The sequence below is a fragment of the Campylobacter sp. P091 genome (assembly GCF_002138935.1).
GTDB classification, from domain to species: domain Bacteria; phylum Campylobacterota; class Campylobacteria; order Campylobacterales; family Campylobacteraceae; genus Campylobacter; species Campylobacter devanensis.
Window position 1 is genome coordinate 15,537 of sequence record NZ_MJKZ01000009.1, and the last position, 17,819, is coordinate 33,355.

The 17,819-nt window shown below is 28.5% G+C and carries 14 protein-coding genes and 2 pseudogenes; 9 read left to right on the forward strand and 7 right to left on the reverse strand.

From position 1 onward, the window contains the following. Positions 1 to 447: 447 nt before the first annotated feature. The 5 genes from CIGNP91_RS08790 to glf are packed head-to-tail and all read right to left on the reverse strand — an operon-like array spanning position 448 to position 7,086. Positions 448 to 2,607, reverse strand: coding sequence for a hypothetical protein (locus CIGNP91_RS08790; protein WP_086253859.1), 2,160 nt, complete (start codon positions 2,605 to 2,607; stop codon positions 448 to 450). A 13-nt stretch (positions 2,608 to 2,620) separates the two neighbouring features. Next, on the reverse strand, positions 2,621 to 3,151 hold the full coding sequence (locus tag CIGNP91_RS08015) for a hypothetical protein (protein ID WP_086253860.1): 531 nt from the start codon (positions 3,149 to 3,151) through the stop codon (positions 2,621 to 2,623). Position 3,152: 1 nt separating this feature from the next. Then, on the reverse strand, positions 3,153 to 4,619 hold the full coding sequence (locus tag CIGNP91_RS08020) for a glycosyltransferase family 2 protein (RefSeq protein ID WP_086253861.1): 1,467 nt from the start codon (positions 4,617 to 4,619) through the stop codon (positions 3,153 to 3,155). Next, complete coding sequence (locus CIGNP91_RS08025) at positions 4,619 to 5,959, reverse strand: glycosyltransferase family 2 protein (RefSeq protein WP_086253862.1); 1,341 nt, start codon at positions 5,957 to 5,959, stop codon at positions 4,619 to 4,621. Before CIGNP91_RS08025 ends, CIGNP91_RS08020 begins: the two co-directional genes overlap by 1 nt. A 23-nt stretch (positions 5,960 to 5,982) precedes the next feature. Next, positions 5,983 to 7,086, reverse strand: coding sequence for a UDP-galactopyranose mutase (gene glf, locus CIGNP91_RS08030; RefSeq protein ID WP_086253863.1), 1,104 nt, complete (start codon positions 7,084 to 7,086; stop codon positions 5,983 to 5,985). 411 nt (positions 7,087 to 7,497) lie between these two features. Here glf and CIGNP91_RS08035 point away from each other — a divergent pair, with 411 nt between their 5' ends. The 6 genes and pseudogenes from CIGNP91_RS08035 to CIGNP91_RS08050 all read left to right on the forward strand — a co-directional run. Next, positions 7,498 to 8,232, forward strand: a complete 735-nt coding sequence (locus CIGNP91_RS08035) for a hypothetical protein (RefSeq protein ID WP_086253864.1) — start codon at positions 7,498 to 7,500, stop codon at positions 8,230 to 8,232. A 75-nt stretch (positions 8,233 to 8,307) separates the two neighbouring features. Then, a pseudogene (locus CIGNP91_RS08795) lies at positions 8,308 to 9,464 on the forward strand (glycosyltransferase family A protein). A 159-nt stretch (positions 9,465 to 9,623) separates the two neighbouring features. Next, positions 9,624 to 10,241 (forward strand): CDP-glycerol glycerophosphotransferase family protein, encoded by a 618-nt coding sequence (locus CIGNP91_RS08860; RefSeq protein ID WP_272889806.1) that lies wholly within the window; start codon positions 9,624 to 9,626, stop codon positions 10,239 to 10,241. Positions 10,242 to 10,296: 55 nt separating this feature from the next. Then, positions 10,297 to 11,322, forward strand: coding sequence for a CDP-glycerol glycerophosphotransferase family protein (locus CIGNP91_RS08865; protein WP_336526421.1), 1,026 nt, complete (start codon positions 10,297 to 10,299; stop codon positions 11,320 to 11,322). A 78-nt stretch (positions 11,323 to 11,400) separates the two neighbouring features. Beyond that, positions 11,401 to 13,254 carry a hypothetical protein gene (locus tag CIGNP91_RS08045; RefSeq protein ID WP_086253865.1) on the forward strand — a complete coding sequence of 618 codons (1,854 nt, stop codon included), beginning with the start codon at positions 11,401 to 11,403 and terminating at the stop codon, positions 13,252 to 13,254. A gap of 342 nt (positions 13,255 to 13,596) precedes the next feature. Beyond that, positions 13,597 to 14,147 (forward strand): annotated as a pseudogene (locus tag CIGNP91_RS08050) (DegT/DnrJ/EryC1/StrS family aminotransferase); the annotation flags it as partial. A gap of 35 nt (positions 14,148 to 14,182) precedes the next feature. Here the strand turns inward: CIGNP91_RS08050 and CIGNP91_RS08055 are convergent. Then, positions 14,183 to 14,791, reverse strand: coding sequence for a recombinase family protein (locus CIGNP91_RS08055; RefSeq protein WP_086253866.1), 609 nt, complete (start codon positions 14,789 to 14,791; stop codon positions 14,183 to 14,185). 62 nt (positions 14,792 to 14,853) lie between these two features. On the opposite strand from CIGNP91_RS08055, the gene hddA reads away from it, so the two are divergent. Genes hddA through hddC form a run of 3 tightly spaced genes read left to right on the forward strand, consistent with a single transcriptional unit; the run spans position 14,854 to position 17,138 of the window. After that, complete coding sequence (hddA, locus tag CIGNP91_RS08060; RefSeq protein WP_086253867.1) at positions 14,854 to 15,873, forward strand: D-glycero-D-manno-heptose 7-phosphate kinase; 1,020 nt, start codon at positions 14,854 to 14,856, stop codon at positions 15,871 to 15,873. Then, positions 15,861 to 16,457, forward strand: a complete 597-nt coding sequence (gene gmhA2, locus CIGNP91_RS08065; protein WP_086253868.1) for a D-sedoheptulose 7-phosphate isomerase — start codon at positions 15,861 to 15,863, stop codon at positions 16,455 to 16,457. Before hddA ends, gmhA2 begins: the two co-directional genes overlap by 13 nt. Continuing rightward, positions 16,458 to 17,138, forward strand: a complete 681-nt coding sequence (gene hddC, locus CIGNP91_RS08070) for a D-glycero-D-manno-heptose 1-phosphate guanosyltransferase (RefSeq protein ID WP_086253869.1) — start codon at positions 16,458 to 16,460, stop codon at positions 17,136 to 17,138. A 79-nt stretch (positions 17,139 to 17,217) separates the two neighbouring features. Here the strand turns inward: hddC and CIGNP91_RS08655 are convergent. Further along, positions 17,218 to 17,819: hypothetical protein (locus CIGNP91_RS08655; RefSeq protein WP_086253870.1), on the reverse strand; the 602-nt coding region annotated here is incomplete at its 5' end.

The following is a 17,819-nucleotide window of genomic DNA, read 5'->3' on the forward strand; positions in this document are numbered from 1 at the left end:
ATCATCATCTCTATCAGCTATATATGGTTTAGCACTACAAGATATGAATAACAAAGATGTAAGAGCTAAGAATAGCTATTTTAGACATTTGGATCCTTTAATATGGATTTTATTAAAAGTCAATTGCTAGATAATAAGATATATCAAATATATAGTAATTAACTATTTGATAATTTATATGGATAAATTGTAACTTAGTAACACTTAAAATTAATTTAATTATATTATATATTATTACTATATTTTAATTAATCTACACCTAAGCCCTAATATGCCTACAATATAGAGATTTTATAATCTTGAAAATTATTATTAAATTAATGGATTTAGATTTAATTTTGAGAGTTATTAAAAGAGATTTTTGGATATAAAGATATAAATTTAGCAAAAATCAATCTGTATTTAATACTAAATTTATATCAATGTTTTAAAGAATAGATGTTTTATCTATCTATTTTTACACTCTTTTTGAATCTTTTTGCACTTAAACCATATAGTTAGGTATCCTAGTTTTAGTGGGCTTTTATCGGCTTCTATCATAGCCTCTCCAAGTTTGTATGTTAGGCACTCTTTTTCTTTTAAGGCTTCTTTGTAATCTGGGTATGACTCAAGTGGTGGAAGTTTGGCATTTGGATCGGTTTTGATTTTTTCATTATAGGCTATTTGTTCTTTTTTATGCATATCTTTTATATAGCTTAATACATAAGGCATTCTTATATATCCCCATATGCTTTTAGAGTTTGCTATCATAGCTTGGCCTAGCTTATAGCTTAGTTGGTTGTGGATACGGGATTTGGCTTTTGGGGCTAACTTTTGTTCTAATATTGAGTTTTGTTCTTTGCAATACAGCAACTCAGCAATTAAATTTTTATTTTGATTTATGATTGATTGATCTTGTAAATTTTTGTTATTTACATAGTTTTGTAAAATCATACTGCTAGATATGATTTGTGTTAAAAGTTCTTTGCTTGATTTTTGTTCTTTTGATATTTTATTTAGCTCTTGTTTTACTGCATCAAATAAAGCTATGCTCTCTAAAAGTTCTTTGTTTGATTTTTGTTCTTTTGATATTTTATTTAGCTCTTGTTTTACTTCATCAAATAAAGCTATGCTCTCTAAAAGTTCTTTGTTTGATTTTTGTTCTTTTGATATTTTATTTAGCTCTTGTTTTACTTCATCAAATAAAGCTATGCTCTCTATAGGAATTTTAATGCCTAATTCTTGTTCTAGATCATACTGTTTGGCAACTAATTCAACTGGCGGCACATCTAGCCTATGCATTTTTATACCTTTAATCTCTTCTAAGGATTGTGCAGCTAGGTTGTATAGATGTTGCCATGGGATGTGGAAGTTAAAGGCAAAGGCGTTTTCTTTGTTAGCAATTGACTTCAAAAAAGATGCATCTATAGCAAGTATACTAGGTATTTGATTTTTTATTTGTTTAATATCTTCTTTTCCATAAGTTTCGGAAGCAAAAAAAATAACGCCAGGTTTTTTGCAAAAGCGAAAAGGGACAAGTGCCGTAGTGCCTACATCACTAATAGCTATATCACAAGTAGAACAATAGCAAATTTTACTTCTATAATCATATCCACTTAGAGACTCCATATCTATATCTAGATTAAGCTTATCAACTTCAGCTTTTATAGCTTTAAATGCTTTTAAATTATCAGCTACTTCTATTCTCTCTCCATCATATGCTGTCATACCATCTACATAGACTTTGATTTTAGGAAAGTATCTGGCAATATTTTTTAAGATAGATGGTATTCCTTCAAGCTGAGTTAGCCAAGTTCTTCTCTCTCCAGGTATGCCTAGCCAGATAGTAAGATCGTGGTTGTGTGTATTATCTAAAGTAAAATTTGATAAAGATTCATTAACAACCTTGCTTAACATATGGTTTATATATTCACCATGTCTTATTGAATGAAATTTAACTGGAATTTTTAAAAAATCTTCATTGCTAAAACTACATTGTTTTGGTTTAAAAAACATCTTATTATTTGATATTGGCTGTTTAATATCAAATGCATATAACCAACACAATGAATCCATGAAATAATGGTATGGCCTAGTATGTTCTATTGATATACAAAATGCTATATCTTTATAAGTAATGTCTTCTCGCATTAATTCAGCTATAATATCGTTAATAAAATTACGTATCGTCCAAATGTAACCATTAGAAAATTTCCCATTACACCAATTATATAAAAGTTGCCAATGGCTAAAAATACCTTCATTGCAAATAATAATAAATTGATTATCAAGCCAATAAAGTATCCATGGAAATTTATTATCCTTATCAATAAAAAATATACCATAAAATCCTAATTTTTCAAAAATATTTGTATAGACGGCCCTTGTGATAATATCATTTTTAAAAGGATGTTTTAACTCAAAGTATTTTTTAGAATATACTTCTTTAAAGGTATCTATAGCTTCTTTATCTCTGCTTAACATTTGGGACAGTTCGCAATCATATTTTTCATGCTCATATCGTTGAACTTTAAATATATTATTATCTCCATTTTTTGCATTATATGGAAGCGTTTTTTTTGCTTCCTGTTTTAAATACTCTATAAACTCTTCTATCTCTTTAGACATCCGATTTTCCTTTTTAATTTGATATGTATATATTTTTAAGTATGCTATTTATCTGTGTTAATTCCATTGTTTCTAACAATAATTGATCTATGTATAAGGTAATATATGGAATTTGCTCAAATAACTCTTTATTGTCTATAAACTCTTTTAAAATATGATAGTTATCAAAATTTATATGAAGATCAAGCCAAAATATATTTTTTTTATTTTTAATCAACATAATCCAAGAGTTAAGCGATAAGGTCGTTGGAAGCGTGTCTTTAAAACGATTATAAAATCTAGGCGATATGCCAAGTCCGTCGCAATTGCTTAGTTTTAATTCTGGTTTTTTAGATAGTGTTTGATACGATAATTTTATACTTTTATTATTGGATTCGGTTTTTAATCTATTGTATAACAAAAAATCATCTATGATGACATCTATCGTTCCATTATGCTTTAAAACTACATCCCAACACCACTGAGCGTGATAATTAGAGATATACGACACATTTTTGGTACAAGCCATCTCATTAAATAGAATATCAAAATTTATCTTTCGCATCTTATTTGCCTTTATTTTTTTGATTTAATTTAAATTTAATTGCTGTAAATGCGATACAAAAAGGCCAAGCAAGCCATCCACCAAAATATCTAAATTTATATGCTCTCATAGTTGCTATACCTAATTTATAGGATAGGTGGCTTTTGATTTTTGATACTTCGTGATAATCTGTGTAGTTTTGAATATCTGGCTTTTTGGCGAAGGGATATTTGATTATTCTATCTTTATAGAGCTTTTTAACCTCTTTTTCATTTTTAATGAAAGTAGATACTTGATTAGGAAGGGCTAATATCTTTTTAATTGTTTTAGCTCTAAGAATCGTAAAGCCAATTTTATAAATTGTGCTATCTTTTATTATGTTTTGAGCACCATATACCTTTCTATGTATGTCTGTATAAGGCTCCAGGGTAGGTAGTTGCGAGATTAAACCTAATGGATCTGATTTGGCATTTATGATATTTAAAGATATATCTATATATGAGGGTAAAAGATATTTTGTAAAGACTGCTTTGGTATATAGATCTTGAGTTTGTAAAAACTCTATAATTTTTAATGTAGTTTGAAACATAGAGCTGGTATAAAAATACTTATATGTTAATGTCGGGTTATTATCAAAAATAGATAGATGATGTCTAAAATAAAGCGGAATTCTATTTTTAGGCACTTCTATATCGTATGTAACAGTAGAATTATTTCTAATTCTATAGTTATATAATTCTTTTGGTAATATATAAACCTTTCTAATTTGTAAAAACATCAATATCCCAAAATGATCATCTTCATGAATTATATGATTTATAAATTTAAGTTTAATATCTTTTAAAAATTTAAAATCAATCATCCCTTGCCAAGCAAAATAAAAAAAACTCTGTTGTCTGATTTTGATGCGATCTAGCCAGTTTATACGAGTAATTATCTGCTCGTAATTATAATCTAACCATTTTAAAGTCGATACCCAATCGCTCTTAGCCCCATCAAAAAAGGTCTTAGCATCAAACCATACTATATCCACCCCCTCCATTCTACTTACACACTCTTCCAAGCACTCTAGTTCCCAATAGTCATCAGAGTCTAAAAATATTAAATAATCAATTTGCGGTATGACATTTATTTTGTTTTGATTTAAGATATTGTATATTTGAAGCGGATTATTGCCCTTTATATTATATTCCTCTAATCCATCAATATTTTGGCAATATTCCAAAGAATATTCACCACTAAAATATTCAATCCCTACATTTCTAGCGCTTGATTGGCCGCCATTTTGTTTATTAATGATGGTTATTCTAGGGTCGTTTTTGGCATAATCTTTGGCTATATCTAGACTATTATCAGTGCTACCATCATTTACTAAGATTATCTCTAAATTTTTATATGTTTGATTAATTACAGAATCCAAGCACTCTTTTAAATATTTCTCTACATTATATATAGGGATTATGACTCCTACTTTTTTATCGTTTGTCATTATTTGGCCTTTTTAAAATTTTTATAGATAGTAGGTATTTTAAAAATAAATGTAATAGGATTTTTTATCAAAGCTTGACCTAGTTTATAACTTAAATGCTCTTTATATTTTAAAGCTTCATAGTAATCCCCATATGACTCTAATGGTAGTGGTTTTAAACTAGGATTTTGTTTGTAGAGTATAGATAGCACTCTTTGTTCAAATTTGTGTTCTTTAATAATCGATATTAGGGTGAAAGGCAACTTTAGCATCTTTGTAGGTGATTTGGCTTTTAGTATTTGGCTACCTAGCTTATAAGATAGTTGGTTTTGGACTCTATTTATAGCACCTAATGGTTTTTGGTATGTGTCTATATAGTATTGCTCTGGATTTTCTAGTATCCTATCAAGCATTTGAAGTTGCCACTCAGCAAAATAGCTTCTATCTAATTCGCAATTATCAATAATCTTTTTGAAATCTTTTTGAAGTCTAAGCAAGAACTCAAATTTGAATTCATCAGATATACGATCCAAATTCCAGCAATACCCGCGAAATTCTATATAAGATAGGACATATTTATAAATTGATTTTTCTTTTGGATATTTATCTAAAAAAGCATGCATAAAATCATACTCATCGCAAATACAATAAACCTTGGCTTTGCTATTACAAGATGAGTTTTCATTATCTTGTCGATAATAGTAGTGAGCTTCATTTAAAAAGTAAATTTTCCTAGCTAAAATCTGCATAGCAAACCAAAACCCAGTATCTTGATATGAAGCGCCTGGAGTTTCATTGAATCTAATATTAAATTTATTAATAAAATCCAATCTATATAAACCAGGTTGGTTCATAGGCCAAGTATCTTTTATTAAAGAAATAATTAAATTTGGATCAGTTTTTTCTAATAATTTTTTATCAAATAATCTACCATATAGATCATCTCTATAGCTAATAGGAGCGTATTTAAATACCTTATTATCTCCACTTCCCCAAAAATTCTCTATATCACACTTTAAAACTTCGCACTCTTGCTCTTTAGCTACTTTATATAATCTCTCATACATATTAAGCTTGATATAGTCATCGCTTTCTACTATACCTAGATACTCGCCATTAGCTGCGTTTATACCTAGGTTCATTTGATAGCCATAGCTTTTTTTGTCTGATACTATTACCTTTACTCTTCTATCTTTTTTTTCTAAATCCTTTAGATACTCAAGCGTTCCATCGGTAGAATTAGCATCTACGCAGATTATTTCTATATCTTTTAGAGTTTGATTAATTACACTTTGTAGGCATTCATCTATATATTTTATAGAGTTTAACGATGGTATTACGATAGAAACTTTTGGTTGCATTTACTTACCCCCCCCCTTTTTTTTTATTTTTTTAAATTCAATTCTTTCTTACTAAATTCTAAGGCTGATTTGATGACATCTTGCATATCATAGTATCTATACTCGCCAAGTCTTCCGCCAAAATATACATTTGGTTCATTTTTAGCAAGTTCTTGATATTTTTCATATAAGGATTGATTTTTCTCATCATTTATAGGATAGTATGGCTCTATATCTTTATTCCAATTAGCTGGATACTCTTTTGATATGATGGTGCCTTTTTGATTACCAAATTCAAAATGCTTATGCTCTATAATCCTTGTATATGGTATCTCATACTCAGTGTAATTCACCACAGCTACACCTTGATAGTTATCAATATCTAAAGTTTCATGTTTAAAATCTAAACTCCTATATTCCAAAGCGCCAAATTTATAATCAAAATATGAATCTATTGTTCCAGTAAATATAATTTTTTTCACTTTTTTAGATAAATTATCTCTATCTTGTAAAAAATTAGTATTTAATAAAAGATCACAATCTTTTAATAACTTTTCAAAAATTTGAGTATATCCACCTATTGGAATACCTTGATACGGATCGTTAAAATAGTTATTATCATATATGAAACGAACTGGAATTCTACGAATTATAGACTTTGGAAGCTCTTTGCACTCTCTTCCCCATTGCTTTTGCGTATAGCCTTTAATTAATTTTTCATAAATATCTCTACCTACTAAGGATATAGCTTGTTCTTCTAAATTTTTTGGCTCTGTTGTGATCTCATTCTTTTGTCTGTTTATAATCTCTTGAGCCTCTTTTGGGGTTTTTATATTCCACATTTTAGAAAATGTATTCATATTAAAAGGTAGATTATAAATTTCACCTTTATAATTAGCAATTGGTGAGTTTATAAAGTGGTTAAAAGTACAAAATTGCTGCATATAATCCCAAATTTCTTTATCTGAAGTTCTAAAAATATGAGCTCCATATAAATGGATATTTATGCCGTTTTCTTGCTTTGTGTAGCAGTTGCCACCAATGTGATTTCGTTTTTCTACTACTAAGCATTTTTTGCCTTTTTTGGTTGCTTCATAGGCAAAAATGGCTCCAAATAATCCACTACCAACAATTAAATAATCATACATATTAACAACCTTTATTTAGTGATTTTTTGTTTTGAAGATTATAGTTTTTATACTAATTAAGAGCATATGTAATCTTTCACCTCATCTAAAACTAAGCCGCACAATGCGAATTTAATATATTTATAAGCTTGTAATAACATGGACTTTAAATAAATATCGCAAGTAAAACTCAAAAAAGAAAAAAAAGGGGGGGCAACGCCGACACTCATACTTAACTCGCAAACCTTAAAAAATGATTAATGATATGGTGAAACTATATCAAAATTTATTTTAAAAACATATAAAAAATTATTATGAAAAAATACTATTTCATCATAATTAATATAAATATTTCTAACTAGTATTGAAAATTATAATCTGCAAAACAAAACTATCATCTCAAATAAAGAGTGGTTAGAATTAAGCCAAAATATGAATTTACATAGTTTTGCTAGTGGTTGCTGGGTGATGATAGATGTGAATTATCTAAAAAATATAAATTTAAGATTTTTAGATATTCACGGCGAGGATAACTATTTTGGGATTGTATTGTTCGCTAAGGCTAATAAAATTAGCATCCTGCCTAAAAAGCTCTATAACTACACAATAAGAAAAGATAGCACTATTAATTACGGCGGTAAAATCAATAGCCTAGTCCCATCTAGGTTAAAACAATATCTAAAATATTTTTACAATAATCCTATGATATTTTCTAAATATTATCGCTGTGGCGGTGCTGCTGTTATGCTCTCATCTGCCATTAAGGATTTTAAAAACAATAAAAATACATATAAATTTTTAGAAAAAACCTTTTTAAATCGTTATTGTATGCTGGCTTTGAATTTATCAAATTTCTCAAATGATCCGCTTGGGTATAAGAGATATCTACCTATGGCTAAAAAATACGCCAAAGAGCATAATATCGGAGCCTTCGCTCTTGTGCAATCAAGTGTTTATTACTGGATTGGCTTAATATTAATTAGCTCTAAAATCTCACTAAAACATTTTTTAAAAACCCCATTTTATATATATCAAATTTTAAAAGACAAATCCTACACTAAAAAATATGAATTTGATATAGATAACTACTGGGATAGAGATTATGCACTAAAAGTGCTAAAACATAAATCTTATAAATTAGGAATTTTGATAAGTAAAATTTATTGATATATTGGAGCATAAATGTCACTACAAAAAAAGATTAATAAGCTAAAAAGAGAGCCAAAATTATTTTTTAAAGATATGTTTTTAAAAAGATATATTCCATTAAAAAACAAAGTCAAATCCGCAACCCCAAAGAAAAAATATGGATATTGTAAATACGCTATTGTTTCTGCTGTTTATAATGTAGAGAAGTATTTGGATGATTACTTTAAATCGATCATAAATCAAAGATTGGATTTTAAAAATAATATCCATATAATCTTAGTTGATGATGGCTCAATCGATAATAGCGCAAATATCCCAAAAATATAACATACATTCATAAAGAAAATGGCGGTCAATCAAGTGCTAGAAATATGGGGTTAAAATATTTACAAGAAAATGATAGTTTAAAAGATAAATTCTCTTGGGTGACCTTCACCGATCCAGATGATTTTATAGATAGGGATTACTTTTATGAAGTAGATGAGTTTTTGGCGAAGAATAAAAATATAGCTACTATTCATGCTAAACAGATGTTATATTTTGAACAGTTTAAAAGTTATCAAAAGCATCTGTTATCACATTTTAAACATGATAAAGGGCTTGTTGTAAAAGTTATACAAAATCTAAGAATGGAAGTTCAAAGCTCTACACGCTCCATATTTTTAATAAAAAATATATTAGATAATAATATCAACTTCTATGAAATTCAATATTATGAAGATATGGCTTTTACTATTGATTATTATCTAAGTTGCAATTTAAATCACAAAGTTACATATTTACCGCAATGTACATACTATATAAGAAAAAGAGAAGCTGCTAACTCTACAATGAATAGAAGCGGTAAGGATAAAGCCTATTACCTTGATGCTATAAATATTTGTTTAAAAACATTGCTTGATAGCAGAAATAAAAATAAGGGCTTATTTTTGCATGCGCAATACTCCGCTTTTTCTATGATTATATACCAAATTAGAAATCTTGTGGATAATGCCCAAAAAATTGCCTTTTTGAGCGATCAAGAAAAAGAGCAATATCAAAACTTATTGAATAAGATATTTGAATTAACAGACAGCGAAGTCATATCCTCTTTTAATGCCAATGGGAATAATTATTTTTATAAATTTGGAATTTTGAATTGCTTTAAACATGATGCATTACCATATAATATATCTTATATAATAGATTATGATTGCGTTAAAGAGCAAATTCTTGTGCGATATTATAGCAGACAAAAAACATCTATATAATCGATAAGATTTGATGGCAATGAAGTTTATCATGATTATGAAAAAATTATAGAGCATAATTTTTTAGACAAAGTATTTTGCTATGAAAAATTACTTTGGGTACATGTTCCTAAATTTTCAAAAGATAAGTTACAAATCTTTATTGATGGCAAGCAATCTATGATAGGATTTAAAAATTATGATTATAGCATCAATAGCATTCGCAAAGAATTTGATCTATATAATAACATAGAAGATATATGTCTGTTTATTGATAGAGCTATAGAAGCCGATGATAATGCTGAACGATTATATAGATATGTAGCAAAAAATTATTCAAATCAAAAAATAGTATTTGCTTTAATGAAGGATTGCCCTGATTGGTCAAGATTAGAAAAAGATGGCTTTAATCTAGTTGAGTGTTATAGCACAGAGTTTTATCAAATTGCCAAAAAATGCAAGTTTTTTATAAGCTCTCATACTCCACAAGGTTATCAAGTTAAATTAAGCAATAGTCAAAAATTTGTATTTTTAGGTCATGGCGTGGATGCTGTGGATCTATCTGATTATTTTAATCGTCTTAATAACATAAAATTAAGAACTAGCACTACTTATGGTGAATTTAAATCTTTGGTTGATAGCGATCTGCGTTATAGATTGACAAAAAAAGAAGTAGCTTTAACGGGTCAAGCTAGACATGATAGCTTATTGGCTGGTAATAGGATCAATAATAAAAATATAATGATTATGCCTACATGGGGAAATTATCTAGTATTGCCTAGAAAAAAAAACTTTTGATAGAAAAATAGCAGATAATTTCTTAGAGTCTGAATATTTTATTAAATGGTTATCCTTGCTCAATAGCAATACGTTAGAAAAACTAATCAATGATTACAATTATACAATTACATTTGTACCGCACTTTAATATGAGAGATATATTAAACTATTTAAATATTCCAAATTATATTAAAATTGGATACAGAGAAGATGGAGAATCATTTCAAAAATATTTTCAAGAATCAGATTTAATGATAACTGATTATACTAGTGCAGCCTTTGAAATGGGATATCTTAAAAAACCAGTAATCTACTATCAATTTGATGAAGAAGAGTTCTTTAATAGTCATACATATACTAAAGGATATTTTGATTATAAAAGAGATGGTTTTGGCCCTGTTGTCACTACCCAAGAAGAGCTTTTAATAGAGTTAAAAAATTTAGGAAAAAATAATTGTCAAGTAGGTGAGCCACATAGATCAAGTATAGAAAATACATTTGCTTTTAGAGATGGTAAATGTTGTGAGAGAATTTATCAAGCAATTTTAGAGCTTGATAAACCATATGAATCAAAAATTACAATAGAACAAATAAGGCAAAAAGCTAAAGATGCCTTAGAGCACGAGTACTTTTATGAAGCATCTTGTAGATATAGATATATTTTGGAAAATTCTCGAACCATAGATATATCTGATGTAGAACAATATCTATATTGTGCATTACAATCAAACAATGGATATGAGGCTAGTAAGTTTATTTTAAGTATCCAAGATAAAATCCAGTTTAATACTCATATCAAAATAGAGCTAATAAAAGGAATATTGTCTAAAAATAGTAATTCTAAAGAGGAGATAGAGTGGGTACTAGATACTTTAGAAAATATGCAAATAGATAGCAATGATAAATTGATGCTAACTTGGGCTAAACTTAGAATATATATCTATCTTGAAAAACGAGAAAAAATAAAAGAAACCATCAATATTCTTAAAAATGAATTTAATATATCAAAAGATGAGATTGATTTAGAGTTATATCTTTTAAGAAACAACATCTTAGCATTCTCTACTTCTGGGGGGGGGCAGATAGAATTCTTTGTTTAGCAAGTAGTGCTTTAAATGAAATGATTGAATTTATAAAAATTTAAAAACATATGTTGCGAATAAAAAGGTTTAATATTAATGAATCAAAATTATAAAAAATTAGTTGTTATGAATCGTAGCGATGAGACAGGTAGTAGATTGTTTTCAATGATTAACGCTATGGCAGTAGCTACAAAGCTATCATCTATAGATAATATGAGATTTCTATGGAATGAAACAAGATTTAAAGACAAATCAGAATTAGCTGATGCTAATAATACAAAGATGCGTGGCTTTAATGATACCATTATCATCGGAGCTAGTTGCGAACGCAAAGAGAGCATTTTTACAGATAATTTTATACAAAAACATTATTTAGAAAAATATGAAACAGATAATCAAATTTGGCCTATTAAAGATATTAATAAATTGAAAGAGCTATATAATAAATCTGATTATTTAAAAATTGAGATTGGATATCTTGATTTTTTATATTCTAATAAATTTGAATATAGATCCCAATTAGCCTTAATGTGGGATAAAATAGAATTTAATGACAATATTGTAAAGATGATTGATTTAGCTAAGCTTCATACAGCTGATTTAGATAATTTTATTGCGATACACCTAAGAAGTGGTGATGCTATTTATACTTATGCTGAGTATAGACTATGCAATAGACAATCTACTAATCATGCCACCCCATACGAGTTTGCTTTAGGTATAATCGAACAACATAAAAATGAGAATATTATTATAATAGGCGATGATATATCATCTATGAGAAAATTAAAACAAATAGCAAATAATAACAATGTCAAATTAATAGAGGAATTTAGAGATATAGATAAGTATTCCAATTTAGAACTTTTTATATATGATGTTGTGTTTATGTCTAAGGCTACATTGCTATATGGTACACATTCAGCATTAGTAAAACTAGCTTATGGTATTAACCCTAGTTTAAAATGGATTCATCCACACAATGATATAGATATTCCAACTTTATACAAGTGGCTACAAACATACTATAGAGTCTTGGATAACTTAAGTCCTTCGCAAAGGGCATATTCTTGTTTTTGCTTATTTATGTATGGAGAAAAATGCAATGAAAAATTAGAAATTTTACAAAAATATCTACAAAATGCTCTAGAATTTGATCCTGAAAATGATAAATATAGAATTCATATTGTAAATTGTTTGTTAAAAAAACAAGATGTCGAACAATCTAATTGTTTGCTATCAAACTATTTAACAAATAGATTTAATCAGTTTAATCGTTTATTCGTATCAAAATATTGGGGTGGCAGATATGCCTTTGAAGAAGTCTTTAATAATTTTATACTATATGCTAATCCAGATTATCCATATATTTCATTTATGGCTGCAAAAGCTTCAGAGGCATTGGGAAAAAATGATGATGCTATAACGTGTTATAAATATGCAAAAAAAGAATTATATGATCAATCTAATATATGCTTGTTAAACTTATTTGATATACAACTAAATATAATGACTCAGAATTTAACTCAAAAGGATATAGAGCTCAAAAAATTACAAGATAAATCATCAGAATTGCAACTGCAATTAGATGAAAAAACTAAAGAAAATATGCAAATGCTCTCTAAATTTAAATCCTTAGAGGATACTTTAAACTCCTATCCTATCAAAAAACAATCCTTAGAAATTTCGAATTTAGAACAAGATCTAATAAACAAAAAACTAAAAGCTCAAATCTTAGAAAAAGAGCTAGGTCTTGATAATGAAATAAATTTAAAATACAACAACGCACTCCAAGAAAACGAAAATCTAAAAGCTCAATTATCTAAATTAAATCAAGAGTATAAATCACTCACCAACCAAATAACCAATCAAACAACAAATCAAACCGCCAAATCCCACATTAAAAACCAGCTAATATATAAACTAGGCGAATCCTTGGAAAGGCTATGATAGAGGCTAGTAAAAATTGGTATAAAGATGGATATATAAAGTTATGGTTTAAATGTAAAAATATTCAAAAAGAGTATAAAAAGATAGGTGGTAAATTTTAACAGTTTGAATCAATTCAAACTGTTATTTTGAAATATCAATACTATGCTTTTAAGTAATATAATTAAATTTAATAAATTTTATTTATAAAAATTTATTAAATTTAAATTAAAACAACTTGGTGTTATAATTATTCCTTTAGTTTAAATCCCATTTTAGTAAAGTCTTTATTGCAAAAACCTATTTACTATTTTAAGCAAATTTTTTGTATAATTTCTACTTAACTTTTAGGAAGGAGTTAGTATGCAAGATTATTCTTTATCTTCATCTACTTGGGATGAAAAAGAGTTAAACGCCATTAATGAAGTTATCAAAAGCGATATCTTTACAATGGGCAAGAAAGTAGCCGAATTTGAAAAAAGATTTCGCTAAATTTGTCGGATCAAAATACGCCGTTATGACAAGCTCAGGCTCGACAGCGAATTTAATCGCAACTGCAGCGCTATTTTATACCAAAAAAAATAAACTAAAAAGAGGCGATGAAGTAATAGTCCCAGCCGTATCTTGGAGCACTACATATTACCCACTTTATCAATATGGCCTTAAACTCAAATTTGTTGATGTAGATTTACATACACTAAATTATGATTTAGAAGCATTAAAAAAACGCTATAAGCGATAAAACAAAGATGATAATGTGTGTCAATTTACTCGGAAATCCAAATGATTTTGATACTATTAAAGCTATGATTTGTGATAAAAATATAATTTTGCTAGAAGATAATTGCGAGTCAATGGGTGCCGAATATAAAGGCAAACAAGCCGGAACATTTGGTATTATGGGGACAATTAATTATAACCTAAATAAATTAAAACTAGTATTAAACTATTATATTAATTTTCTATTTTTACAAAAGTAGTAAAAACCAACATAGCTTTTGGTTTTATTATAATTTAAAATAGTCCAAATTTCTTTTATTGAGTGTTTTGATTCTAGTAATTTTTTAATCTTATCAATATCTTTATCATAGAAGCTATTAAATGAATTCTTAGGTCTTCCTAGGATTTTTCCTTTGGCTTTTGCGTTATGAAGTCCAGCTTTTGTCCTTTGAGATATAAAATCTCTTTCTATTTCGGCTAAATAAGCATAAATAGAAAGTATCAATTTAAAAGTTGGATTATTAAAGTTATTTAATTCCATTTGTCTTAAAAAGCATAGTTTGACGCCGTTTTTTGTAAATTCTAATACTATGTTTATTATCTCTAGCATATTTCTACCTAGCCTAGATATTTCTGTAACTAAAAGCATATCGCCAGCGTTTAATTTAGATTTTAACTCTTGGATTTTTCTTTTTTCTTGTGATTTTGTAGAGCTAATTTCAAGACTTATAACTTCATCAATTACGATATTTTGATTTTTACAATATTCAAATATTTGTAGCTTTTGTGCGTTTAAATCTTGTTTATTAGTGCTAACTCTTATATATGCTATTGTCATATTTATCCTTTGAGATTTTATTTTAATTAATCGTCCCATTTTTTAAAATATTAGGAAATTTTATGAAAATTATTCGCTCTCAAACCCCGCTTAGATTAGGACTCGCTGGTGGCGGTACAGATATCAATTTATATTGTGATAAATACACTGGTTATGTTTTAAACTCTACGATATCCCTTTATATTCATTGCACATTAATCCCAAGAGATGATAATACAATTATATTTGATTCGCCAGATACTAACTCATACGCAAAATACGATAGCAAATCGCATTTAGAAAATGATGGAAATTTAGATATTTTTAAGGCAGTTTATAATCGCATTGTAAAAGATTTTGCCCATAAACCTTTAAGTTTTTCACTACATACATATTCAGATGTCCCTAGCGGAAGTGGCCTTGGTGGGGGCTCTACTTTAGTCGTAGGAATAATTCAAGCATTCACAGAATGGCTAAATCTACCACTTGGAGAATATGATATAGCAAAACTTGCTTATGAAATAGAGCGTGAAGACTTAGGAATTGTAGGTGGCGCTCAAGATCAATACGCTGCCACCTTTGGCGGATTTAACTTTATGGAATTTTATGATAATAAAAGAGTGATTGTAAATCCATTAAGGATCAAAAATTGGATCGCTAGCGAGCTTGAATCTAGAGTAGTTTTATATTTTACCAACATTACTAGAGAAGCCAAAGATATAGAAGAGCACAAAAAAGGCAAATTAGGAGATAGCAAATCACTTGAAGCAATGCATGCGATAAAGCAAGATGCAGTAGCTATGAAAGAGGCTCTATTTAGAGCTGATTTTGATACTATAGCTCAAATTTTAGGCAAATCTTGGAAATCTAAAAAAATTATCTCCGATATAGTTAGTAATGATGAATTAGAAAGAATTTATGATCTAGCTATGGAAAATGGCGCATATAGCGGCAAAACTAGTGGAGCTGGAGCGGGTGGATTTATGTTTTTCTTAGTAGATCCAATCAAAAAATATAATCTAATTAAAATTTTAAATCAACAATCAGGATATGTCCAAGACTTCTCATTTACCAAAGAAGGAGCAAAATCATGGAAATTATAAATCAATATATAAAAAGTCATTTTGAAGACTCAATACAAGTAAAAAATCAAATTTTACAAGATAAAGTCCTAATAGAGCTTATCCAAAAGGTGGCCTTAATCACTACAAATGCTTACAAAAATGGCTTTAAAACCATGCTCGCTGGCAATGGCGGGAGTGCTGCTGATGCCCAACATATAGCAGGTGAGTTTGTAAGTAGATTTTATTTTGATAGGCCTGGAATTCCTAGTATAGCCCTCACTACTGATACAAGCATTTTAACAGCTATTTGCAATGACTATGGATATGATAGATTATTTGCTAGACAAGTTCAAGCCCAAGGCATAAAAGGTGATATTTTTATAGGAATATCAACAAGCGGAAATAGCACAAATATCATAGAAGCTCTAAAAGTATGTAAAGAAAAAGAGATAATCTCCATAGGGCTTACTGGTCAAAGTGGCGGCAAAATGGCTGATTTGTGTGATTATTGTATCAAAGTGCCATCAAATTGCACTCCTAGAATTCAAGAATCCCACATTGTTATAGGGCATATTATTTGTGCTATCGTAGAAGAAGAGATATTTGGAAAAGGTTTTAAATAGATGAATAGCCCTAAAGAAGCAATCATCTTATGTGGCGGACTTGGGACACGCCTTAAAAGCGTATTACCAAACCTGCCAAAACCTATGGCACCTGTTAAAAACAAACCTTTCTTAGTATTTATCTTAGAGTATTTAAAAAGACAAAATATCAAAAAAGTTATCTTGGCCGTTTCATATAAATATGAAATAATACAAAATTATTTTCAAAATTCATATCTAGATATGGAGATTGTCTATAGCATAGAAGATGAGCCACTAGGCACTGGTGGAGCAATTGTGAAAGCTTTAAAATTAGTAGATCAAAATAGCGTATATATACTTAATGGTGATACAATTTTTGATATAAATCTAAACAATTTAAAACTAGATGATAGCAAAATTTGCGTAGCTTTAAAACATATGAATAATTTTGATAGATATGGGAGTGTAAATATCGATAAAAATCATAATATAACAGCATTTAATGAGAAAAAATTCAGATCCGATGGATTTATAAATGGCGGAATTTATCTAGTTAGTAAAGATATATTTGACGATTTTAGTTTAAATGCCAAATTCTCATTTGAAGAGTTTTTTCAAAATAATTTTTTAGCTCTCAAAGCTAGAGGCTGCGTATTTGATGACTACTTCATTGATATTGGAATCCCGCAAGACTATCAAGCTTTTATTGATATTAATTGATTTTCTTAAAACCTATATTTCAACCAAATTTGATAATAAATTGATATATTTTATAAATTTAATAATCAATTATCTTAACTCAATCCACCGGTTGGATTATAGCTGCTTGTTTGATTTCAGGCATTATCGCCCAAAGTTTAGATGTATCTACGCTAAAGCCCTCTCTTAATTCACATCTATTTATTCCTACTCTTTGCCATGGTTCTAAATTTGGGTTAAAAAATGTGCTTATACACTCCTTACCACCTAAGACTAGTGATCTTATCTCTACAGCGTCACTTAGTAGTGGAATGAGTTGAAATACAGTTTCAAATTTCTTTCTATCTAAATCCCCAATACAATTCTTTAAAGTAAAAAATCCACTCTCATCTATTCCTAAGCACTCATTTATATCATTAGCTGATACAAACTGAACATACTCAAGGCTTAAATTTGCAAAGCTATCAACCCTTTTAATCTCATCAATTATAGTTGGCTCAAATGCCTTAACCTCTCTTAGATTATAATTAAAAGTCTCATCTGATTTACCTAAATTGACTACTAAAGGCATACCTGTATCAAGTGATCTTAGACTTAGAGGTAAGGTAAATGGATCAAAGCCATCTTGATTATTTGAGCTAGTTAAGATTGGTGTTTGTGTTTTTTCATCTTTTAATAATGGAGCTCTATCTGGGGCTTTTG